Annotated in this window: 12 protein-coding genes, 1 tRNA gene and 3 pseudogenes; 4 read left to right on the forward strand and 12 right to left on the reverse strand. The window is 58.6% G+C overall.

Annotation, left to right across the window (positions count from 1 at the left end; all coding sequences use genetic code 11):
- Window positions 1-109: 109 nt before the first annotated feature.
- From dcuC to J3T92_RS07145, 6 genes are all read right to left on the reverse strand, one after another.
- Complete coding sequence (gene dcuC, locus J3T92_RS07120; protein ID WP_267400739.1) at window positions 110-1,489, reverse strand: C4-dicarboxylate transporter DcuC; 1,380 nt, start codon at window positions 1,487-1,489, stop codon at window positions 110-112.
- A 31-nt stretch (window positions 1,490-1,520) separates the two neighbouring features.
- A complete protein-coding gene (gene rihC / locus J3T92_RS07125) occupies window positions 1,521-2,441 on the reverse strand; it encodes a ribonucleoside hydrolase RihC (RefSeq protein WP_267400741.1) in 921 nt (306 codons plus the stop codon).
- Window positions 2,438-2,905, reverse strand: coding sequence for a GNAT family N-acetyltransferase (locus J3T92_RS07130; RefSeq protein ID WP_267400742.1), 468 nt, complete (start codon window positions 2,903-2,905; stop codon window positions 2,438-2,440). Before J3T92_RS07130 ends, rihC begins: the two co-directional genes overlap by 4 nt.
- Window positions 2,906-3,014: 109 nt before the next feature.
- The gene (locus tag J3T92_RS07135; protein WP_267400743.1) at window positions 3,015-4,289 is read right to left on the reverse strand and encodes a glutamate-cysteine ligase family protein; all 1,275 of its coding nucleotides are present in this window, start codon (window positions 4,287-4,289) and stop codon (window positions 3,015-3,017) included.
- Window positions 4,290-4,363: 74 nt separating this feature from the next.
- Entirely contained in the window at window positions 4,364-6,664 is a 2,301-nt protein-coding gene (locus J3T92_RS07140) for a glycoside hydrolase family 3 N-terminal domain-containing protein (protein WP_267400744.1), read from the reverse strand.
- 70 nt (window positions 6,665-6,734) lie between these two features.
- Window positions 6,735-8,819, reverse strand: coding sequence for a beta-galactosidase (locus tag J3T92_RS07145; RefSeq protein ID WP_267400745.1), 2,085 nt, complete (start codon window positions 8,817-8,819; stop codon window positions 6,735-6,737).
- A 480-nt stretch (window positions 8,820-9,299) separates the two neighbouring features.
- Between J3T92_RS07145 and J3T92_RS07150 the strand changes: the two genes are divergently transcribed.
- Window positions 9,300-9,887, forward strand: coding sequence for a TetR/AcrR family transcriptional regulator (locus tag J3T92_RS07150; protein ID WP_324123885.1), 588 nt, complete (start codon window positions 9,300-9,302; stop codon window positions 9,885-9,887).
- A gap of 78 nt (window positions 9,888-9,965) precedes the next feature.
- Here J3T92_RS07150 and J3T92_RS07155 read toward each other — a convergent pair.
- Window positions 9,966-10,619 (reverse strand): annotated as a pseudogene (locus J3T92_RS07155) (sugar O-acetyltransferase).
- 85 nt (window positions 10,620-10,704) lie between these two features.
- A complete protein-coding gene (locus tag J3T92_RS07160) occupies window positions 10,705-15,981 on the reverse strand; it encodes an acyl-CoA dehydratase activase-related protein (protein ID WP_267400746.1) in 5,277 nt (1,758 codons plus the stop codon).
- A 504-nt stretch (window positions 15,982-16,485) separates the two neighbouring features.
- Here J3T92_RS07160 and xseA point away from each other — a divergent pair.
- Entirely contained in the window at window positions 16,486-17,760 is a 1,275-nt protein-coding gene (gene xseA, locus J3T92_RS07165) for an exodeoxyribonuclease VII large subunit (protein WP_267400806.1), read from the forward strand.
- Window positions 17,761-17,866: 106 nt separating this feature from the next.
- Complete coding sequence (locus J3T92_RS07170) at window positions 17,867-18,190, forward strand: exodeoxyribonuclease VII small subunit (protein WP_267400747.1); 324 nt, start codon at window positions 17,867-17,869, stop codon at window positions 18,188-18,190.
- An 8-nt stretch (window positions 18,191-18,198) separates the two neighbouring features.
- Here J3T92_RS07170 and J3T92_RS07175 read toward each other — a convergent pair whose 3' ends face one another.
- Entirely contained in the window at window positions 18,199-19,224 is a 1,026-nt protein-coding gene (locus tag J3T92_RS07175) for an endonuclease/exonuclease/phosphatase family protein (RefSeq protein ID WP_267400748.1), read from the reverse strand.
- Between the two features lie 195 nt (window positions 19,225-19,419).
- On the opposite strand from J3T92_RS07175, the gene J3T92_RS07180 reads away from it, so the two are divergent.
- Window positions 19,420-19,492: transfer RNA gene (locus J3T92_RS07180), tRNA-Arg, on the forward strand.
- A 448-nt stretch (window positions 19,493-19,940) separates the two neighbouring features.
- On the opposite strand, the pseudogene J3T92_RS07185 reads toward J3T92_RS07180, so the two are convergent.
- The 3 genes and pseudogenes from J3T92_RS07185 to J3T92_RS07195 form a co-directional block, all read right to left on the reverse strand.
- A pseudogene (locus J3T92_RS07185) lies at window positions 19,941-20,267 on the reverse strand (VOC family protein); the annotation flags it as partial.
- 514 nt (window positions 20,268-20,781) lie between these two features.
- Window positions 20,782-21,414 (reverse strand): annotated as a pseudogene (locus J3T92_RS07190) (GyrI-like domain-containing protein).
- 690 nt (window positions 21,415-22,104) lie between these two features.
- A complete protein-coding gene (locus tag J3T92_RS07195) occupies window positions 22,105-23,004 on the reverse strand; it encodes a LysR family transcriptional regulator (protein WP_267400750.1) in 900 nt (299 codons plus the stop codon).
- Between the last annotated feature and the right edge of the window lie 23 nt (window positions 23,005-23,027).

Genomic DNA, 23,027 nt, shown 5'->3' on the forward strand with positions numbered 1-23,027 from the left:
TATAAATAGAACACTCTAAAAGAATGGGTGATCCCAAAGTTGACCAAGGGCCTCCCAAAATCGACTGCGTCGACACTAGGGAGGCCCTTAGGGGGGTTTACAACTGCAATCAGTATGGCAGAAGGAAGATCGACAAAACCAATACGCTGATGATGCCCACGATGCTGGGCACGCTGGTCCGCTTGAGTACCTTGGTGGGCTCCACCTTGATGCTGGCAGCCACGATCATAATGACCGCCGCCACCGGGGATATGCCGCGGGCCAAGTTGGCGATCAGCTGCATGGGCATGGCGATAAGGATGCCGTCGACACCCGCGGCAGCAGCGATGCCAGGCACCAGGGCGATGACCGCGTAGAACATGGCCAGGCCACCACCGGACAGGAAGCCGAACAGGCAGGTGGCCAGGGCGAAAATTAGAGCCACGGTCAGGCCGGCTCCAGTGGATCCTTCCACCGAGTGGGTTAGGGCGTCAATTAACCCCAGCTTCTGAACACCGGTGGTGAAGAGAGAACCGCCGCAGACCAGGATGACCACCTGGCTGAAGCCGCGACCCATGCCGGTGAACATCTCGACAACCGATCCCTGGATCTCCTTGAAGGAGCGATGCCGGACGGCCTCGATGATAACCGCGATGAAGAAGGAGATGAAGGTCAGCACCACGATATCCATCGTCAGACCCTTGATGAACATGGCCGCGATGCCGATGACCAGGATCAGAATGAGGGGCAGTAGAGGCAGGAAAGCGTAATATCCGGGAATTCCCGTGGTGTCACGCACAGCCTTCGCATCATGGTCGACCGGGTCGGCGACGCCGGTACCCTCCTCATGGCGATCGCACCACTTCTGCCAGATATAGTGGGCCAAGGCCATAATCAGCAGGGAAGGAATAGCGATCTTGGCGTTGTTGCCGACATATTCGATCAGATCGTACTTGAGCGTCTTGGCGGCGATAACATTATCTGCACCCAGAGGAGTGGGCATGATGGTGGCCGTGCAGGCGATTACACCGGCAGCAGTAAGCGATGAAAGGCCCATGCCCACCAGTACGGGGTAAAGGATAGACATGAGGATGATTGCCAGGCTGGAAGCGCTGGGGATAACGAGGGACATGACATTACCCAGCAGGAAGACAGCCGGCACGATGAGCGCCTTGTGCTTGATGTGACGCAGGGGCTTGACCATGTAGTTCACGGCAACCTGGTTGGCCCCGATGTTGTTCATGTAGGCTGAGTAGCCGAACAGAACCATGATGACCAGACCGGCAGCCTTGAGCTGATCCAGAATGGTGTCCTTGAAAACCATGAAGACATCGAAGAGCCCGAAACCTGTCCCCTTGCCCGCAGCATACAGAGGATGTCCCAGCGCCCAGGCACCCAGGAGGAGGACTAGGCCCCCGATAATCAGGGTCAGGGCTGGATTATATTTCTTGATGATCAGGTACCCGATCGCCACCAGGACGACCAGAACCAGAATGATCTCCGCAATCACCTTGTAATACTCCCTTTCTTGGTCTTGGTAATCAAATGCACTTGCTCATGCCATCCAGGAACCAGGCCCGGAATCCCTTGGAATCCACATCGATAGCCACGGAAGCGTTGGCTTTGCGCTTCCGATAACCCTTCAGATCGACGACCGTGCAGCCGCGGGTCGGGCCTTGCGCCAGCTCTACCTCAACAGAGGTCTCTGCGAACTTGAAGAGCTCAGGGGCCAGGATGCATGCGACCGCGCAGGGATCGTACATCTTCAGACCCGTGGCGAAGCTTCCTCCGCGGTACTTCTTGAACAGGTCGTGGGTCATCGTGCCCACCTTCCCCATGGCAGGCAGCTGAGCGCTGTCCTCGGGCAGGACCAGGGCCTTGAGACCGACGTCCAAGCCCGCCATGACGATGGGGATTCCCGACTCGAAGACAATGGCGGCAGCCTCGGGGTCCGTGGCTATATTGAACTCGGACATGACACCACGATTGCCGCGGGCAGTGGAGCCTCCCATCATGGCGATCCGTCCAATCCCCTTGGCGACCTCGGGGTAGACCTTGAGCAGGAGGGCGATATTGGTCAGCGGTCCGATGGTCACCAGGGTGACCGGCTCGGACGAGTCCATGATCTCCTTGCGCATGGCCTCGATCGCATTTTCCTTCAGCAGCAGGGAGCGATCGGGCTCAGGGAAGTCGAAGCCCTCCATTCCAGTCTTTCCATGGATATCGCTGGCATCCACGAAAGGCTCCAGCAGAGGAGCAGAGGCCCCTTGGGCCACCGGGACACGACGTTCGAAATATGTCAGCAGCCGCAGGGCGTTCGGCGTGGTCTTGTCCAAGCCGACATTGCCGGCCACCGTGGTAATCAGACGCACATCCAGCCGAGGCGAAAATAGCGCCAAAGCAATGGCAACGGCATCGTCAATTCCCGGGTCAGTATCGATGATGACTGGTGTTGGATTCATGATTCCTGCTCCTTTGATTTGCTTCCAGTTGATAACTGCGACCGATAGGCGCCGTCCAGGAAACGGATCATCCCGCTGCCTAGGTCCGGACCTGGCCGCCGAATAAAGCCATGTTCCTCGTAGAAACCTTCCTTGCCAGGAGTGGCCATCAGCCCCACGTAAGCATGCTCGCATGCTTCTTGAGCGATTCGATCCAGAAGTGCCTGAAGGACAGCACTACCCACGCCGTGGTGGCGATACTGGGGCAGCACCACAAGATCCTTGATGAAGAAAGCTATTCGTCCATCGGCAATGACACGGCCGATACCAGCAGGTTCACCCTCTACCTCGGCAACGACTGAGCAATAGCCACCAGAAAGGGCCGCCTTTATGTCGATTGGTGAGTAAGCGTGGAAACCAGCCGTCGAACGCACCCGTTCGTATAATTCTGGCGTCAGCGCATCATACCGAATGACAACCACCATTGGAATCCCTCCGCTGCGAGTCTCCAGAATTGCTATAACGTTTTATCAACTAACACGAGTTTAAACCGACAGCAAAGTTTTGTCCAATTTAGTGAGCTTGCGCGAGATATTAGTTCTGGAATCGGCTGGGATTAGAGGGGTCACCCGGCACATCATCCAGAGTGTCCTCGGCACCTAGCACCTGCCGCCAGAAGTCCAGAGAGCGGCCATAGGGGCTGGCCTGGCTGCCACGGACCTGCAGGTCAGCCTTGGCCTGGAGCACATCCTCCTCGCTCACCCCGTCCAAGAGCTCGACAAGCCTGGCGAATCGATCCGAGTCGTAGAAGATACCACCGACAACCTCAAGAAGTCGGCTGGCGCGTTTCATGGGCAGGGAATCCCAGTGCCTGAGCTCGATGTAGTTCTTTAAGCGGACATCGTTAAAGTGCGTGGTCAGAATGTGCGCTATCTCGGCATCATTGAGCGGCCGATCAGGATAGATCTCCCCGGCGTTTTCGTGCCAGGCTATGAAGACCTGCTGCCCCTGCGGCCCCTCTACCTCTGGGGTGTGTGAGACATCAGCCACCATAAGCGGGGTGGACAGCATGTCCACGGCATAATCCTCCCAGCCGAAGCCATCCTCAAACAGCCCAGGAATCAGACCTGTGCGCTGGGTGTCGAGCCAGTCCCAGATCCGCTGGCGCCGCAGGGGCATGTGGTTGGGTTCCCCCTCAAATATTGGAGTATTGCGGAATAGGTAGGCCAAAATAGGCCCAATGGCCGTGCCCAGACGGATCTTGGCGATGGCATCCTTCTCGTCCTGGTAGTCGATGCTGATCTGGGTGGAGGCGGTGCTGCGCATCATCATGGGTCCGCACTGGCCAATGCGACCCAGGTAGGTGTTCATGACCGCATAACGTTCCTTGGGATTGACGCCCACATCAGCGTAGGACCCGGCTGGGCGATACCCGTACTCGACCAGCCGGAACCCCAGACGCTTGGCAATGGGGTCGACCTCGGCACGGAAGCGACGGTAGAGGTCCTCGAATTCTCGGCTGTTCCGCATCACACCCAGGGAGCACTCCACCTGGCTGCCGGGCTCCAAGGAGACCACGCAGCCCGGCCTGCTCAGCCCCACCAGGTGTCCGTCCTCCCGGTACTCCTTATCGCCGTCGTAGCAGGGCTCCAAGGCAGACAGCAGGGCCTCGATGCCCCGCTCCCCCTCATAGGGAACCGGGGCATCGGATCCGTCGTTGCGGACCGGCAGATGCTCAATCTCGATGCCGAACCGCCACTGGGAACGCGGCTTAGACCCGCGCGAAAAGTAGTTGGCCAGGCTGGCTACATGCCGCGGATTAGGGACCGTCAACAGGTGCGCGTACCCAGCGCCTACGCTTTTCCTCATGCTGCAATCGTAGAAGCAGGCGAGGGCCTTGGGCAATCAACACGCGAGGAGTTCCGCTACCGGATGGCGGTCAGTCAGCCCACTGTCACCGTCACGGCCTGCAGGTCTTCCCTACGCGAGGACGATCCTACCAACACCTGGAACTGACCGGGCTCCACCCTGCGGTTGCAGTCAGCATCGACCAGGGTCCACTCGGACACCGGAAGGTCGAAGACTACCTTCTTGGTCTGCCCTGGATGCAGCTGAATCCTTTGGAAGGCCTTGAGCTCGCGATCAGCCCAGCTGACCGATGTCACCAGGTCGCTGATATAGGCCTGAACGACCTCGGTGCCTGGCCGCTGGCCGGTGTTGGTCAGGTCTACAGTCACCCTGACCGTATCCTCGGGTTCCACGGTATCCGGTCCATCGACCTGGGGCCTTCCGTAGGCAAAGGTGGTGTAGCCCATGCCCTGGCCGAAAGCGAAGGCCGGTTCCTGGGTCAGATCGGCATAGCGGTTTCCATGCTGGCCCCGGATCTGGTTGTAGTAGACCGGCAACTGCCCTACGTGCCTGGGGAAGGTGATGGGCAGTCTGCCTGTGGGCTCAACCTTGCCGACGAGAATCCTGGCCAGGGCACGACCGCCCTGCATACCCGGGTCGGGCTGCCAGATCAGAGCCCTGGCCGACTGTGCGGACGCGGGCAGGATCAGCGGCTTGGAAGACATGAGCACAATGACCATGGGCTTGCCCGTCTGCGCCAGAGCATCCAGCAAATCACGCTGAGGACCATAGAGCTCCAGGGTGGCGGTCGAACAGCCTTCGCCCACGAGCTGGACCACGTCGCCGACCACGGCAATCACCAGGTCGCTTTGCCTGGCCAGGTCTACGGCCCTGTCGAAGCGGTCCTGATCGATCCTGGCCGGGGCCGCCACCTCGGGCCTGGGCTGGCCATCGGGGAAGAGTTTGTCCGCCAGGTCGTCTACCAGACGGAGCACCTCAACACCCTGCTCGCAGTTAAGCTGCCAGTTCTCGGGCAACTCCTGGCGCAGACCGTCGGCCACGGTCGCGATCATCTCCCGAGGCTGGTCCTTGATCCAGTCGCACTGACCTGAACCGCCCGCCCAGTCCCCTAGCTGGTTCTGGGCATCGTCGATCAGCGGACCCACCAATGCGACGCTGTGCGGCGAATCATCGCTAGGGCGGCCATCAGCATCCACACCCCCGAACAGGGGCAGGATGCCGTCGTTCTTCAAAAGGACTGCAGACTCCTGGGCCACCTGGAGGTTGAGATCCTGGTGCTCCGGTGAGTTAATGACCGCCTTCTGGGCCTCGGGGTCGGGCAGACGCGGATCCTCACAGAGCCCCATGCGGAATTTCAGGGCCAGGATGTGCTTGACCGCCCGGTCAAGGTCCTCCTCGCGCAACAGCCCGACATCCAGCGCATCCAAGGCTCCCTGGTAGAAGCCTGGCGTGGTCATGATCAGGTCGTTGCCTGCCTTGACTGCGGCCGCGGCGGCCCTGGCGTAGTCGGGCTGCACCTTCTGCTCCCAGACCATGCGGCCCACGTTGTCCCAGTCGGTGATCAGGGTGCCCTGGTAAGCCCACTCCCCTCGAAGAACGTCGTTGAGCAGCCAGTTGTTGATGGTGACCGGTACCCCGTCGATGGACTCGTAGCCCAACATGAAGGTGGCCACGCCCTCCTTGGCCAGGCGCTCGAAGGGCGGCAGGAACCAGGAGAGCAGCTTGCGGTGCGAGAGGTCGGCCTCGGAGGCGTCGCGCCCGCCCTGGGTCTCGGAGTAGCCGGCAAAGTGCTTGGCCGTGGCCAGCACAGCATCCTTGGGCAGGGTTCCGGTCATGGCTGATCCGCCCTGGTAGCCGCGCACCATGGCCGACGCCATTTCGCCGATCAGGAAGGGATCCTCGCCGAAGGTCTCGTCCACCCGACCCCAGCGGGTGTCCCTGGCGATGCAAAGCACCGGGGAGAAGGTCCAATGAATGCCTGTTGCGGCAACCTCCTGGGCCGTAGCCCGTCCCATCCGCTGAACCAATTCCGGGTCGAAGGAGGCCGCCATGCCCAGCTGCTCGGGAAAGATGGTGGCCCCGCGGAAGAAGGAATGGCCGTGGATGCAGTCGTCGCCGATCAGCAGGGGGATGCCCAGTCGGGTGCGATGAACGGCCTTGTCTGCCTTGATCATGTTCTTCGGAGAGACATGGAGCAGGGAGCCGACGTGCTGGTCCACCACCTCCTTGTCCACCCCCTGGCTGGCATCCAGCTGCATCATCTGGCCTACCTTCTCTTCCCGGGTCATCCGTCCCAGCAGGTCGGCCACCCGCTCATCCACGCTCAGGTCGGGATTGCGGTAGGGCAGATCCTCCGTCAGCTTCCTCGATGCCATCTGGACACCTTCCTTTCTCATTGATAACTCATAAACTGATAGCTTTGCAGTCAGTCAGACTGAAGACGGTTTACCGAACAATGATCGCCAGTTCCCAAGGGCCGATGGTCATGGACTGGCCCTGATCCACATGCGCCTGAGGATCAGCCTGCCCGTCTGCCACCAGCAGATGCCCACCATAGGGTGCGTCCAGCTTGACCTTCTTCGATGAATAATTGAGCAGGTAGGCGACCTGCTCCCCCAAGGCGTTGGTGCCCTCACGCACGGTGACCAGGCCGGCCAGATCCCGGGCAGGACCGCTCAGGCCAGCCACATCCGCCGCATCCGACAGCAGCAGCCGCATACCCTGGGCCGACGGTAGAGTGCCAATCCACTCCGCGCTGCCGCGACCGTAATCATGACGGGTCACAGCCGCATACCGCCCCCAGACCGGGTGGTCATAGGATGCCAGAATCTGAGTGTCGGGACGCGGATTCAGCAGCTCAATCAACCCCTGGCAGGCCGGCCCGGCCTGGTCGGTCCCATGCAAATCCAGGGTAAGACCCTTGCCGGGACGGGTGAACTGGTTGTAGTCGATGCCGAACACGTCGATCAGCAGATGCGGTGCCTTGTCATGCCAAACCTTGAGGTTCTCGTCCGCCACAAAGGAGCGCAGCGTGGCCACCAAGTGACCTCCCTGATGAACGTAATCGGCCAAGACCCTCAGCGTATCCTCATTGGTGCTGTACAAGGCTGGAACCACGATCAGGGCATAGCGACCCAGCCGGGACCGGTCAGCCTTGTCACTGATGAAATCGCACTCGATGTTGAGCTCGAAGAGAGCGTCGTAGACCCGTCTGATCACATCATTGTAGGAGATCTGCCCCTGTTGACGGGGGAAGCCAGTCTCCAGGGAGAACCAGTCCAAAGCGGTCAGGGAGTCGTTGCCCACCATGATGGCGACCTTGTTGCGCTTTTGGAGGTTGATCAGACGCTCCCCCACACCCTTTTGCGCTATCTGCCTGCCGAACTGGCCGGCCTCCTCATAGGTGGGGTTGGGTTCCATGTCCTGTGAAAGCAGCCCCTTCCAGTAGGTCTCGAAGGAGTTGTGGATGGAATGCCAGTGCCAGTACATGACCCCGTTAGCGCCCGATGCCAAATGGCTGTATGCCTGCAGCCGCAGTTGGCCTGGGTAGGGCAGCCAGCCGTTCTGCCCCTGGGCTTCGGTTTCCAGGACTAGGTAGTTGGCGCCGCCCTTCAGACTGCGGTTCATATCCCCGCCAAAGGCGATCTCCTTGCCGGTCAGGTTATCCTCCGTGGGATGGTAGATGTCCACACCGGCCACGTCCAGGCATTCGGCCGCCTCGAAATGATCGACGGCTGGCTGGATGCCGTATGACCAGCCCGGGCCCCAATCGAAATCGAAGTTGTGGGTGACGAATTGGTCCTCGCGGGCATATTCGCGCACAATGCCAGCCTGCCAGGCCAGGTAACGACTGACCTGGCTTCGGCGGAAGCGGTCGAAGGCCGAACCCAAGGATGCATTGATGGTCCCGGTCAGATCGGGAAAGTCCTCCCAGGAGTCAATTCTGTTGGACCAGTAGTCCAGGCCAAAGGTAGCATTGAGACGATCCAGATCATCATCAAATCGCCGTCGCAGATCCTTGACGAAGAGCCGCTGCACGTCGGGCGATACACAGTCGTAGTACTTAGTTTCGTTGTCTACCTGGTAGCCGATCACCTGGGGGTTATCGGACACATGACTTATCAGTTTGCGTATGACGCACTCGCCATAGTACCGGTAGGAGGGGTTGACAATGTCCATGATCTGGCGAGCGCCATACCGGTTGTGGCCGTTGGGGGTGTCCGCCAGAACATCCGGATGCATGGCAACCAGCCAGGCGGGGACGGCATAGGTGGGCGTGCCCACGATGACCTGGATGCCGAAGCGTCCTGCGGCATCCAGCACACGGTCCACATGGCTGAAGTCGAATACGCCGGGCTGGGGTTCCAGAGTGCTCCAGGTGGATTCGGCGATACGAATGGTGGTAATGCCCGCGGACTTCATCATGGACATATCCTTGTCCACCCGCTCATAGGGCATGTATTCGTCGTAGTAGGCGCACCCGAAGATGAGCCTGTCCGGAAGGCGCGTGCTGCCCGCATTGTCTGACATGATGAACTCCAATCTTGATTTACTGGACTCAATTCATAGAACGAAGGTGTTAAAGGACCGCGGCTCCAGCTTTGACTGGAAGCCTTGGCTTTCTTCGCTAGTCCATTCCGGATAGGTTGACGGCTCCGAGGAGTCCTTATGCACCTGCAGAAGTTCGGAATCACCCAATGCCTGGGTTGTTGAGTCGCTCATGGTGTCGATATCTTTCAACTAGTCTTCTCTGACACTCCAATGGCGGAAAAGCCATATCTACCAATCATTAGATAATGATATACCTAACAGTTATTCAATGGTTCTGTCAAGTCAACGACTCTATGCAGGGCCGCGGGTGCCACGACTTCTTTTCTCTCCCCAGACGAGTCAGAACCCTTGTGCTGTTACCAATACGCCCCATGTACCATAAGTATCAACATGTCCAGGAGCAGTGAAAAGGAGTCGCAAGACCAGACAATGACGAGCCGTACCAGAAAATCACCGGAGGTGAGAAGAGCGGAAATCACACAGGCCGCCGCCCACCTCATCAGCCAGCATGGGTACAACGGCATATCGCTCAAAGACGTCGCTGACATGGTAGGGATGTCGCAACCGGGCGTCCTCCATTATGTGGGCAGCAAGGAAGGCCTGCTCTCACTCCTGGTCACAGACATCTACGATGCCTATGGCACCCCTGAGGAATTCCTGCAGACAGGCCTTCCGGGATCCGACCCCGAACATCCGCATCTCCCGGCCTATTTTGACTATTTGGTCGCCCACAACGCCAGCCAGCCCGAACTCACACAGCTTTATACAGTCCTGGAAACTGAGGCTGTAGCGACCAACCATCCCTTGCATGATTATTTCATCCGCAGGCCGGCAGAGGTCTGGGAGCGCTATTCCGAATTCCCATGGCTGCTTCCCAAAGGCATGGAGTGGGCAACAGACATGCGGGTCAGGGTGAGGATGAGTCTGGAAGTCATGGACGGCATACAGATACGGCTGCTGCGTGGGCCGAAAGTCGACTACATCCAGGAATGGGACCGGTTCAAGGCGCTGATCTTCCCCTCACCACTCTGGGATGGATATCGCTGATCAGCTCAGATATTGCGGTGGCCAAACGACGGCTGCCAGACACCAGCCGGCAGGGAGGGCCAAAGAGTCAGCCATCAGTCAGCCAGCTTGATCCATCTTGAAAGGTCGGGCATCATAGGGCGCCTGATACCGACGATCCCTCCAGAAGTATTCATAATCGTGGTCATTGATGGGACGGACGACCTTACAAGGGTGGCCATAGGCGACCACGTTAGAGGGGATGTCCTTGGTGACCAGGGACCCTGCCCCGATGACCGTGTTGCCTCCGATGGACACTCCTGGCATGATGATGGCGCCTGCGCCGATCCACACATTCCTGCCTATGCTGACCGGGGCCGAGAACTGGGGCGTTCCATAGGCACGTATATCGGGGCGAATGGTGTGCCCGGTGGTGACGATGGTGACATTGGGTCCGAACATGGTGTGGTCGCCTATGTCAATGCGTCCATCGTCAACCAGAACCAGGTTGAAGTTGGCGTAGCATCTGCTCCCCCAGTAGGTGTTGCAGGCCCAGTTGGCCCGCACTGGTCCCTCAATCCAGCTGCCTTGGCCAAAGGAGCCGAACATCTTTTTGCAAAGGTTCTATTTTTTCTCCGCCTGGCTGGGACGGCAGGCATTGAACTCGAAGACCAAATCCTGCTGGGCGTCCTGGACCTGCTTCATTTCAGGCGTATCGGCAATGTAGATCTGGTCGGTGTCCAGCAGAGCCTTGATCTCCTCGCGGCTGGTCATGGTAAGCCCCTCTTTCCTTGATCTTCGTGGTTCAGCAGTTCCGAGGCCGCTGCGTTAGCTCCAGACGCCGGCCTCAACCTGGTATCTACAGACTCTCCAGAACCTTCTCTTCGTCCTGGACGGGTGCTGCCTGCCCAGCATCCAGGCCGGTCGATCCCGCAGGCTGTGATTCCACGGCATCCTTGTGGTCCCGGCTGAGTGTTTGCTGGTCGCCCGGCTTCTTGGCAGCGGCGATCATCAGCTTGATCCTGTTGAGCTGGTTGGCCTCCGATGCGCCGGGATCGTAGTCGATCGAGACGATGTTGGCCTCAGGGTAGGTCCTACGGATCTTGCCGAACATGCCACGTCCTGTCACGTGGTTGGGCAGGCAGGCGAAGGGTTGCGCGCAAACGATGTTGGGGGCGCCGGACTGGATCAGTTCAATGATCTCTCCGGTCAGGAGCCAACCCTCTCCAGCCTGAACGCCCAGGGAGGTGACTGATGCGGCCTTTTCCCTCAGCTCACTGATATGGGCGGGAATGTCGAACTTCCCATGGGAGGCCTTGAACCCGGCGATCATGGGGGCGCGGTAGGCATCCGCCGCCTTCAGGACGATCTTCTTGACACCCACCCGGCCGCCTGTGCCCAGCATCTCCTCGTTCCATTCGGCGTTTGAAATGCCGTTGACCATGAAGTCACAGACACCGGGGAGCACGGCCTCGCAGCCCTGGCTCTCAATCAGGTCGACCACATGGTTGTTGGCATCTGGATGGTACTTGACCAGGATTTCGCCTACTACCCCCACACGAGGCTTGCGGGGAATATCGCGCAGCGGCAGCTGGTCGAAAGCCCGGATCATCCTCTTCATCAGCGTGCGGTAAGGCAGATATCCATGACCGTAGACTTTCTTGGCAGTCTTGGAATACCCGTGGTTTTCGATGGTCTCTTTGCAGATCGTGTCCCAAAGCTTGTAGAGCCTGTTGGCTGATCCTGGCTCCTGCTCGTAGGGACGGACCCTGAGCAGGCACTCGATCATGGCATCGCCCAGATAGAAGGCCTTGACAGCACGATGCAGCAACGCCGGGGTTACCTGAAGGCCGGGATTGGCCTTGAAGCCCTGCACGCTCAGCGTGATAATCGGCACATAACCGTAGCCCGCATCAGCCAGGGCCTTGCGCAGAAGGCCATAGTAGTTGGTGGCCCTGCACATGCCGCCGGTCTGTGTGACGATGACCGCGCACTTGTGCGGGTCGAACCTGCCGGAAAGGAAGGCGTTGACCAGCTGCCCCACCACGATGATGGCCGGGAAGCAGGCATCGTTGTTGACGTATTTGACACCGGTGTTGATGTCTTCGGCCGTGGCATGCTTCAGAAGCTCGAAGTGGTAGTCGGCGCTGGAGAAGACTGCCTCCAGGAGAGAGAAGTGCACAGGGGACATCTGCGGTGCCACCACTGTGAATTTGTGCCCCATCTCCTTGGTGAAGCGATGCTCTGTGGCGTACTTGGACAGGGTCGGTTTGGCGGCGGCTCCGCTAGCCTGGACATCCTTGCCTTGGTTGTCGGCTTCTTGCTTCTTCTGCTGCGAAGCCATGGCCTCCCGGATGGGCCTGACGCCCATGGGATGAAGGCCTATCAGACCCTGATCGCTCTTATCGTGCAGGGCCACGAACCGGGCCAGAGCCACAATGTCGGCCTTGCGCTGAGATAGGTTGATTTTCTGCGCGTTGGTGGACCGGAACCCATCGGATTTCTGCTTGTCAGACGCACCTGCATCCATTACTGCAATATGGCTGGCAGACTCTTGAGATTCCTGAGAATCATGGGAATCAGATGGATCCTCCGGCTGAACAAGGTCAGGCAACGAATCAACTTCCTTGGCTCCGGCCTTCACATGCGCCTGCTCCATAACGGGGGCTTCCTCCTGGTCTTCGCTGTCCTCCTGGGCCAGACCCCGCTGGTGACGTTCGTCCATGGCGGCCTTCAGCGAGCGCAGACGGATCTTGGCTGCACCCAGGTTGGAGACCTCGTCGATCTTTAACTGCGTGTAGACATCGCCCTTGTCAGCTAGAATCTCCTGGACCTGGTCGGTGGTGATGGCATCCACACCGCATCCAAAGCTGACCAGCTGGACCAGCTGCAGGTCGGGATACTCGGAGACGAACTTGGCGGCCGAGTAGAGCCTGGAATGGTAGGCCCACTGGTCGGTCACCCTCAAGGGCATCTTCTGATGATCGTCACCGAAGCTTGGTACGGTCTTGCGGAACTTGGCGGCCGTGGGGTTGTTGGAGGCCAGCGCCCGCTCACCTGCCGCTGGAATGATGTAGTCACTCAGCTTAGGCAGGTCATGTACGTCCAGCTCGCAGATGGAGTCCTCGGAGAGCACGGCCATGCCCAAGGAGCAGATGGTTTCGGGAATGCCGTGGTTGACCTCGGGATCCACATGATAGGGGCGTCCGGACAGCACCACGCCTTTGACCCCATACTCCTGCATGTAAGCCAGAGCGCGAAGCCCCTCCTGGCGGATGTCCTCCTTGAACCGGGCATCCTCCCTGTAGGCCTCCTGAACGGCGATCCGGGCCTCCTCCTCGCTCACCTTGGCCCAGTCGAAGACCTTGACGATCCGCTCGACCATCTTCTCCTTGTTGGACAGGTTGAAGTAGGGCCGCATGAAGCGGACACCGTTCTCCTTGAGCTCGGCCATGTTGGCCTCGATCACCACCGGGTAGTTGGCCACGATGGGGCAGTTGTAATGGTTGTCCGTATCGGGAACCAGCTCCTGCTCGTAGGTGACGCAGGGATAGAAGATGGTCTTGATGCCCTTGTCCACCAGGGAGTGGATATGCCCGTGGACCAGCTTGGCCGGGTAGCAGATGTTCTCGGAAGCGATGGACTCCATCCCGCTCTCGAAGAGCTCATGGTTGGAACGCCCCGAGATCATGACCCGGAAGCCCAATGAGGTCAGCAGGGTGAACCAGAAGGGGTAGTCCTCGTACATGTTGAGCACACGGGGAATGCCGATATCGCCCCTGGTGGCCTTGTCCGGGGTCAGACGGCGGTAGGCGAAAGCCCGCTTGTATTTGAAGTCGTAGAGGTTAGGCCTGTCGGAGCGCTTGCGGTTCTTGTCTCCGCCACGTTCGCAGCGGTTCCCAGTCACATAGCGGCCGCCATCTTTGAATTCGGTGATGGTCAGCTTGCAGTGGTTCTGGCAGAGCTTGCAGACATCGTGGGTGGTGGTCATGGAGAGGTTATCCAAGTCGTCCCCTGCCAGGATAGAGCTGGCCACAGTCAGATCCTCGATCTCTTCATTCTGCGGGCAGTGCATACGGGCCGTGAGTGCAGCACCATAGGCTCCCATGAGCCCAGCAATGTTGGGCCTGGTCACCTTGCGGCCGGTCAGGAGCTCAAAGGCCCGCAGAACGGCATCATTGAGGAAGGTCCCTCCCTGGACAACGACCACCGGCCCCAGAGCGTTGGCATCACGCAGCTTGATGACCTTGTAGAGGGCATTCCTGACCACCGAGTAGCAAAGACCGGCGGCGATATCCTCCGGGGATGCGCCCTCTTTCTGAGCCTGCTTGACCGAGGAGTTCATGAATACCGTGCAACGGGAGCCCAGATCGGTCGGGGCCTCGGAGGCCAGCGCCTGCTTGGTGAAGTCTTGGATGCTGATGCCCATGGATTGGGCGAAGGTCTGCAGGAAGGATCCGCAGCCTGCCGAGCAGGCCTCATTGACGCAAATCGAATCAATGACCCCATCGTTGACGGCAATGTACTTCATATCCTGTCCGCCGATGTCGATGACCGAGGTAACGCCGGGGCTGATCTCCTCGGCTGCCCGGTAGTGGGCCATTGTTTCGACCACACCCTCGTCAACATGCAGACCGGCCTTGACCAGACCCTCACCATAGCCAGTAGCGCAGGCGCGGGCGATGTAAGCGTCCTCCGGCAGGGACTTCCTGACCTCCTTGACGATGTTGGCGGCAGCGATCAGCGGGCTGTCCTTATGCACCCCATAAGTGGACCAGACGATAGTCTTGTCGTCATTGATCAGCACGGCCTTGATGGTCGTGCTGCCCGCGTCGATGCCCAGGAAATGCGGCCCCTTGGCCCCAGACAGATCTCCAGTAGGGATGACCTGGGACCCATGCCGGTCGTTGAACTCCATGCGCTCGTCTTCATTCAGGAAGAGCGGCCGGATCGTTCTGGCCGTCGAGGGCATGTTCTCCAAGCCCTTCAATGCCGAAAGGACACCATCCAGCGAAGTCAGTTCAAAGTGCATGTCTTGATTTTGGCTGGCATCCTTGGCGGTTTCGGTCGCCGGAACCTTATTTTCACCGTCCACCACGGTGGTGGTGCGGCCATCCTGCATGGCATCATGCAGAGCCATCTTGTCCAGGCTCGAAGCCTTTCCGGACCGTGCCCTGTCGACCTCCGCCTGGTCCAGTCCCCAAGCCGGGCCGAAGGGGTCGTTCACGTCGGACTCAGGCGAGTAGTCAGTCTTGACCTGCGCCGCGCTGTCCTGGTCATCCTGGTCGTGGCGACCAGCCATGATGGCAGCACCATAGGCCACATAGAGGTGTGCATTCTCGGGAATGATATAGCGGCTGACCCTGTCCTGGAGAATCCGCTTAAAGGCTTCCCTGAGCTCGCTCATAAAGAAGAGGGGCCCGCCCAAAAAGATTACGTTGCCGCGGATGGGACGTCCACAGGCCAGACCGGAAATGGTCTGTGTGGCAACGGCGTTGAAAATGGATGCAGCCAGATCCTCCTTAGCGGCTCCGTCGTTGATCAAGGGCTGGAGGTCGGACTTGGCGAAGACCCCACAGCGCGATGCGATAGGATAAATAGTCTTGTATTTGGAGGCCATATCGTTCAGCCCTGAAGCATCGGTGTTGAGCAGGGTGGCCATCTGATCGATGAAAGCACCGGTCCCGCCTGCGCAGGACCCGTTCATTCGTTGTTCCGGAGTAGGCTTTAGATAGGTGATTTTGGCATCTTCGCCGCCCAGCTCGATGATCACATCCCCTTCTGGATAGGTGGCGTTGATGGCCTCGGTCTCGGCAATTACCTCCTGGGCGAATTCAGCCTGAAGCTGGCTGGCCAGCTCCAACCCGCCCGAGCCGGTGATCACCAGACTGATGGGATTGCCGGCCAAACCAACCCGCGACAGGGAAAGCTTGATGTCGGTGACCAGTTCTGCCACGCACTGCCGCACATTGGCATGATGACGGCGATAGTCATTGAAAAGCGCCTGATCCAGCCCGTCGCCTGTGCCCAGAACCACGGCTTTGACTGTAGTAGAGCCGATGTCCAAGCCCACACGCAGGAGATCCCGCGGCCCTGTGCCCTTATATCGACCTGCTATGTCGACGCCATCAGACATGAAACAACCTCAATCCGTGAGACCGCCGCATGATGGGTTCAAGAAGCAGGAACCGCACCATATCCGGCTTACTCTATTTATGCTACCGCCAGAACGTAAATAACTTCTGCGATATCAGGAATCAGTGCTGTCTCCTTTGACACAGCCGCCAGGAAACCGCCTCTGCTGCAGGTAAGCCGCAGACTAGGGCAGGTGCATCAAAGCGTTGGTTGCAACCCTCGCCTTCCATGCTTTCGCCTCAGTTCCAGCCTGCTAGCGAGTGAAAGAAATGCCACTGTGCCCTCGGCGAAATCAGCTCAGGAGCAACCGGCAGAGGGCCTCTAGAGAGCCTCCAGAGCATATGGAATTGTCCCCGTATTGAGAGACCCTGAGAGAACGTTTCCTTCACTGACCAACCCGAATACCACCTGTACAGGCATGTCAGATGAGTTGGTCAGGCTGGCGAAACCGATGGTCAGGAGGCATCAGATGCGAGCATACATGGATGCGAACATGCAGGGGTCAATGGGTGCGGCGGCTGGCACATCCTCGTCAGGGCTGGCCTCCAAACCTCTTGATCAGCTGCCCCGCCTGGCGCGCGATACCACCGAGGAAGACCCGTGGCCGGTCAGTGTGCTCAGCCAGAAGTACCACGACGCGGTGGCCCGCTGGCCCGGAGCCTGGGTGGAGGGTCAGATCGTGGAGATCAACACCCGCCGGACAGGTTCGGCATACCTGACCCTGCGCGACAACTTCGAGGACATTTCCATCAACGTCATGGGATTCCGCGCCTTCGCCGCCCAGGCCCGGGAATTCCGCCAAGGCGACCGGGTGGTAGTCCACGGGCGGCCTGACCTGTGGATTAAACAAACCCGTTTGAGCTTTATGGCCGACCGGATCAAACGTGTAGGCACCGGCGACCTGAAAGAGCAGATCGACCAGCTCAGGCGCAAGCTCAAGGGCGAGGGCCTCTTCGATGCGGAGAACAAGGTTCCCCTGCCAGAATTCCCCCGGCGCATCGGCCTGATTTGCGCACCCAAGGCCAGGGCCGAGGGGGATGTGATCACCAACGCCCGTCTGCGCTGGCCCACTATCGAATTCTCAGTGGTGCACGCCCACGTCCAGGGCCCTCAGTGCCCCCCCGAGGTGGTCGAAGCCATCCAGAAGCTGGATGCTGATCCGGCTGTGGATGTGATTATTGTAGCCAGAGGCGGCGGCAGTTTCGAGGATCTGCTGGGCTTCTCGGACGAGTCCGTGGTCCGAGCCACGGCAGCCTGCGCCACCCCCATCGTCTCGGCCATTGGCCACGAGGATGACTGGACCCTGATCGACCTGGCGGCAGATCTGCGCGCCTCTACTCCAACCGACGCAGCCAAGCGGGTGGTGCCTGACCTAGTCGAGCAAGAGGGCATCATCCAGGAGGCCCGGATGCGCATAAACGCACGTATCGAAAATATGGTCGAAGGCGAGACGCGTTTGATTGAGGGATATGCCAACCGTCCCAGCCTGACAAGGCCACAGACCATGCTGGACAAGCCCCAACGGCTGGTCGACGAGTCTCTGGTCCGACTGGACATAGCCCTGCGACGGATCGTTGATGATGCCTCCCTGACCGTCGAGAAGCTGCAATCTTCACTGACCGCCCTCTCTCCCCAGTCCACCCTGGACCGCGGATATGCAGTCGTGCAGGCCCTGGACGGGAAGGTGGTCATCAGTCCCCAGCAGGTTCAGGCCGATCAGGATCTGACTCTGACTGTCAAAGAGGGACGCATCGAGACCAGGGTCATCGACGGGCAGTGACCGATTTGACGTAATCAGCCGCATATAATCAACCGCGATAAGCATCTGCGTCATCAGGAATTGGGATAACGCATCGGATAAGAATCAGACAAGAAGAGGAGCAGGCATGAGCGATACCGACGAAGAACAGACCCAGGAGAAAGCGAAGGAACAGCCGGTATTGGCCTCGGCCCTGAGCCAGAAGGAACGCGAAACCATCGCTAAATTGCCCTATGAGCAGGCCCGGGATCAGCTGATTCAGGCGGTTCAAGCGCTGGAAGCCGGCGGCCTGGATCTGGATGCCTCCATGCGTCAGTGGGAGATCGGCGAGGCACTGGCCAAGCGCGCCCAGGAACTGCTGGGCCAGGTGAGGGCCAGGCTCGATGCCGCCCAACAGGAACAGGCCAGCGCTGGGGCACAGGCTGGCACCCAGTCCAACTTGGAAGGCTGAAAAGCCCGCTACTCCACCATCAGAGTGGCCAGCAGAGCCGCGTGATCCGAACCTGCGATGGGTATGGCCTGCAGCCGGCTGGCCCTGATGTCACGGTCCACTACAACATGATCGATGGCCGCCAACCTGGGCAGGGGGGCCTTGTCGGCCGGCCAGGTCATGCTCATGCCATGTCCGGCCTGACGTGCCCCATCGCTGAACCGCTCCCCCAACATGTCTCGGAAAACGGCATGGTCATAGGTAGCATTGAAATCTCCCATCAGCACATACCGGGTGTGGTCATGCTTTCGCAGAGTTCCCAGGTCGGATACGCTGCGTCGCCAGGCATTCCAGCTGCCCGGCTGCGGCGAGGTGGTATGGACTGAGACGAACCTGACGCTGGTCTTGCCTCTGCCGAAGTCGATGCTGGCCGCCGGCATCATGGAGGAACGAGATCCCACGTCATCCTTTGATGGCGACTGCATTGGCGCGGCCGTCCAAAGACCGTTGGCATATTCCTTCGAAGATGTGGAAAGCTGCTCGTGCGGCAGATATCGGTCGATGCCGGCCTTGTGCAATCGGTACACAAAATCCTTGCTGACCTCTTGCAAAGCCAGCACTTCGACCCGGTTGTCGCTGACGGTCTTGACTACCTGATCGGCTTCGGCCTGACCCTTGTAGACGTTCAGGGTCATGACCCGGGCCACATCATCGTACCTGTCGGGATGCTCAAGGGCTATGAGCCGATCAGCTTGCCCGTTGAGTTCAAACCCCTCCTGATAGAAGGGGTACTGCCAGTAGACATTCAGGGCCAAGGCGGCTATAAGCACCAAAGCCGTGAACCATCGTGAAGCCATCAGAGCCAGGACCAGGGCCAGCAGACCCAAAAGGACGAACCAGGGCGTCAGCGCTGCCAGATCCGGCAGATATGGGATCGATGACAGCCATGCCGGGCAGGCACGCGCCACTAAGGCCAGCAAGCTGACCAGCGCCAGCAGCCTAGCCGTCCACCCAAAGACATGCTTCACCAGGAAGGACCGTCTGAATTGCGCCATGGTTTCCTCCAGCTAATCATCGCCAGCTCGGCTCCCTTCCAAGGAACACACAGCCAGCTCGACCGTTGAGCAATTGTAAACCATGACAGTACGGCGGGCATGGATAGGAGGCTAACTTCTCCAGGAGGCGCACGGTCCTAGCCTGCACAGCAGCGACCTGCCCGAGTCGCACTTCGTGGTACAGTAGTTTCCGTTGCCCCGGTAGCTCAGGGGATAGAGCACTTCTCTCCTAAAGAAGGTGTCGTGCGTTCGAATCGCATCCGGGGCACTCTGACGAGTCAGGCATAAGGAAATACCGGGTTTACCGTCCGATTCCGTGCTTTCATCATCTAAATTCCGCGTCTTCGGTTTCCCAACGACCCGACATCCATGGGCCGCTGTACCAATACCGGGGTGCCCACACATCGGCAAAGAAGATTTCGTCTTCGAAGATGAACAATCGCGCCGGGTGAGCATTTAGGACATTTCGGCAGCTGGAATGTCGAAGAGCCAGGCCAAGGTTGTCTGCTTAATCCCGGAGTAGCAGAAAGCAGCATCTTTAGTTGTATCGGAGCACAACACCCTCATGCCGGACTTCATACAATGGTTCCTGGCTCAGCCTGACGCGATTGAGACAAGCCGGAAGGCCTTTCAACCACGACGGGCCGGCCAGGAACGGCACTGGGACGGGATGAGGCATGCGGCCATTAGTAACTGGGAGGACCATCAACCTAATCTCACTCGATGATCAACATGTTCTGCTCATCGAATTTCCAAGCCTCAGAGTAAGCGACCTCCCAGTAATATCCATCCAGGTCCTGGAAGTAACCGCTATAGCCTCCCCATGCAACTAGCTGGGCCTTCTTCACGATTTTCCCGTTGTTCTTTTCCGCCAACGAAAGGAAGTCGTCAACCTCTTCCTTGGACTTCATATTGATGGCCAGCGTGAACCCCAAGAACCCCGACCTGTCCGTCGCCGGGGGGGTATTCTCGTCTACATCCTTCGCCAGCTCATCCAATGGGGACAGTTCCAACTTGGTTCCCTGGTTATCGAAAAAGACAACCGGTGGTTCCTTTTCATTGGCATATTAGGTAAACCCAATGGACTTATAGAATTCCATCGACTTAGAAATGCTCTTGACCCCAAGAGCTATTAAATTGATCCTGTTCACTGAAGCAACCCCTGTCATTCCGATTGATCTCAACATGTTCTTCACTGCAGGAATCAGATTAGCACAAATGTTCGAATGCAGCTCCTACCCTGCGCCAGCATCGTCCCACAACCCCGACATCACCTACCGGCACCAGCCCAACCCTGAAAGGCGACCAATCGGATTACCGAACTCGGCCTGGCAATCCTGATCGACGAAGCCCCCACGAAACCAATATCTTCATGCGCTGATCGAGCCCAGAGGAGACGGGTGCACCTTGTCGGCATCAACCCGGGCTGGAAGCCACCAAGCGGGGGTAAGCCAGGAGTAGGATGGGCGGACCAGAAGGTTGCTGGAGAGGCGCCGGAAGGTCAACGCCAATCCACAGTTGGCGACGCCTTCCTCTTCCTCCCGACCGAGACCGAATCTACTGCCTGATCACAGGATGTCTGATCACGGTTTTCAGCTTAGCCGGGTCGCATTTGGAAGGATCGGACAGGTAGATCTCGTGGTGGTACCTATCCGCGGTGATACTGTCCGCATACCCCTGCTCCTGTGCGAAGGCATCCATGGCTTGGATCGTTGCGGACTCATCGTCATAACCGCCGACATGCATGCACTGGACGCACAGGCCTTCGTCATAGGTGAGGAACTCCACTGGAGAGTAATCCAGCTTCTTCTTTCGGGTTGCCTCACCGATGGCCCACTCAACATCGGAGCGTTGAATGAAGTCTGGCAGCCTGTTAAGGGAGATCCACCCGAAATCCTCCTTGTGCGCGTAATCGACCCTCTGCGCACCGTCCTGCCGCCAAAGCCCCTCCAGAGGAGGTACGACATACTCAAAGAAACCGTCAATCCTATGCGGCCCTTTGTAGCTCATCTTAAGGGTGTATGCCTCGCCATAGAGCAACTCAACCGCCTTACCGTATTCGCCGTCCTTCTAATTGGGATCGCCCTTGCCCCTGACAGCGAGGAAGTTCATCGTCGGGACTTCTATGATCGAAGGAGTCGACGATGGTCGATACAGTTCCTTGTATTCCTTCTTGAAATCAAAAGCCACGCTTTTCTCCTTTTCCAACAACGGTCATTCACCGTACATTTTCTTTTTGCCGCCCACACCTGATCAAACCTAAAGCCTTCGGAATGATCTCTCAACACACTTCCCCCAGCTTAATGCCATTCAATGCCAAGAAGCGCATCGTGTAATTAGTTGTTGTTTGGTGGTGTTTCTGATGGTGGGTTGGATACTCTGATGTGACTGTTGCTCTGGTAGGTTGATGGGTTGATGTCTGGTTATCTGGTGTTCGACTGGTGGGAAAGGTAAATGAAAATCCCTCCCCACTTGGGGAGGGACATCGTATCTGTGGTTACGCTGTGCGCCTGGCCGACTTGGGCAGACCTTCTTGTCGGCGAGACGCTTCGCCATGTTATCGAGCTCTTTGGGAGCCCGTGAAGGCCATGGCCGGATCGTCCTCCTGTCCACAAACGGCACGCCCATCTCGTCGACCACGACGACATCACCAAGCTCAACGACCGATACAGGAGCGTCTACGGCCAACCCTGAATACGATCAGCAAGTTCTGAACCATGCGAAGCGAGGCACCAGAACGGGAGGTGAAGCCTCCGTCCGGTCCCTCGCTTTTTGTCATCCATCCCAAGAGCGGTGACGAGATCGCATGCCTGCTTACTTATCAAGAGCACCTGAAGACTCCGATATGTAATCAATGATACTTCTGTACCAAACTCAAGATTAAGCATCCCTCTTCATGAAATGCCGGCAGAACTTCAGCAGGAGACGAATAGCGTTGGTCTGAGCCGCGCTGGGGAATGAACCTGGAATCAGGTAGACAGGAACCGTCAGGGGCGGGTCGATCGGCGCCGACCAGATACCCTGATATTCATGCTGTGACTCATAGTCCTCGTAGATCGGCACCCAGGCAGGCTTGTCGCAGATGGAGATCTGTGCAAAGGCGGCCTCGACCGTACTGAAGGCGAAGGCACGTGGGATGAGTTTCGGATCAACTTGGAATGCCTGCGCCACCAAATCCACCAACATGGGGTTCCTTTGGCGGGCAGTCAGGGCCATGGGAGTATGGCGCAGCGATTCTAGGGATATTCTGGAAGAGCCGAATGACTCATGCGCCCTGTTCACGGCCGCCACCAGGTAATCCTCACAGATTAGCTTGGAATCATCCATGGCCCCGGCCCTCCGACCGCGCAGGATCGCCGCATTCACTTGGCTGCTTTTCACCAGGGAGACCCTTTGAGCGGGCTTAGCTTCCATTATCTCCAGCTGCACTTTTTCAGCACGGAGGGCGTTGGCGACCTTGGTGATACGTTCCGTCATGCCCTTGCCGATGGCCAGCGATATGGTGACAAGGCCCTTGGTTTCCCGCCCGGAACCCACCTCACGGCGCAACTTACCCACGTCACGCATGACGGTGGAGGCAAGATCGACCGTGGTCCTTCCCTCGGTAGTAAGGCGCACTGCCCGGTGGGACCTGTCGAAAAGCTTCACTCCCAACTCGCGTTCTAGCCTGCCGATCTGCTCGCTGACCACCGATTGCGGCAGGAAAAGCGCCTCGGCAGCCCTGCTGAAATTCTCTTCCCGGGCGGCCGTAAGGAAAATCTCCAACTGCCGAAACTCCACTTGTCTTCCTTCTGCTCGGACAA

Source organism: Bifidobacterium sp. B4081 (genome assembly GCF_026537335.1).
In the GTDB taxonomy this organism is placed as follows: Bacteria; Actinomycetota; Actinomycetes; order Actinomycetales; family Bifidobacteriaceae; genus Bombiscardovia.

What these genes read in the sequence shown, in the direction of transcription:
- rihC (WP_267400741.1), bottom strand. Translation starts at nt 2,441, where the DNA reads ATGAATCCAACACCAGTCATCATCGATACTGACCCGGGAATTGACGAT.
- J3T92_RS07130 (WP_267400742.1), bottom strand. Translation starts at nt 2,905, where the DNA reads ATGGTGGTTGTCATTCGGTATGATGCGCTGACGCCAGAATTATACGAA.
- J3T92_RS07135 (WP_267400743.1), bottom strand. Translation starts at nt 4,289, where the DNA reads ATGAGGAAAAGCGTAGGCGCTGGGTACGCGCACCTGTTGACGGTCCCT.
- J3T92_RS07140 (WP_267400744.1), bottom strand. Translation starts at nt 6,664, where the DNA reads ATGGCATCGAGGAAGCTGACGGAGGATCTGCCCTACCGCAATCCCGAC.
- J3T92_RS07145 (WP_267400745.1), bottom strand. Translation starts at nt 8,819, where the DNA reads ATGTCAGACAATGCGGGCAGCACGCGCCTTCCGGACAGGCTCATCTTC.
- J3T92_RS07160 (WP_267400746.1), bottom strand. Translation starts at nt 15,981, where the DNA reads ATGTCTGATGGCGTCGACATAGCAGGTCGATATAAGGGCACAGGGCCG.
- xseA (WP_267400806.1), top strand. Translation starts at nt 16,486, where the DNA reads ATGGGTGCGGCGGCTGGCACATCCTCGTCAGGGCTGGCCTCCAAACCT.
- J3T92_RS07170 (WP_267400747.1), top strand. Translation starts at nt 17,867, where the DNA reads ATGAGCGATACCGACGAAGAACAGACCCAGGAGAAAGCGAAGGAACAG.
- J3T92_RS07175 (WP_267400748.1), bottom strand. Translation starts at nt 19,224, where the DNA reads ATGGCGCAATTCAGACGGTCCTTCCTGGTGAAGCATGTCTTTGGGTGG.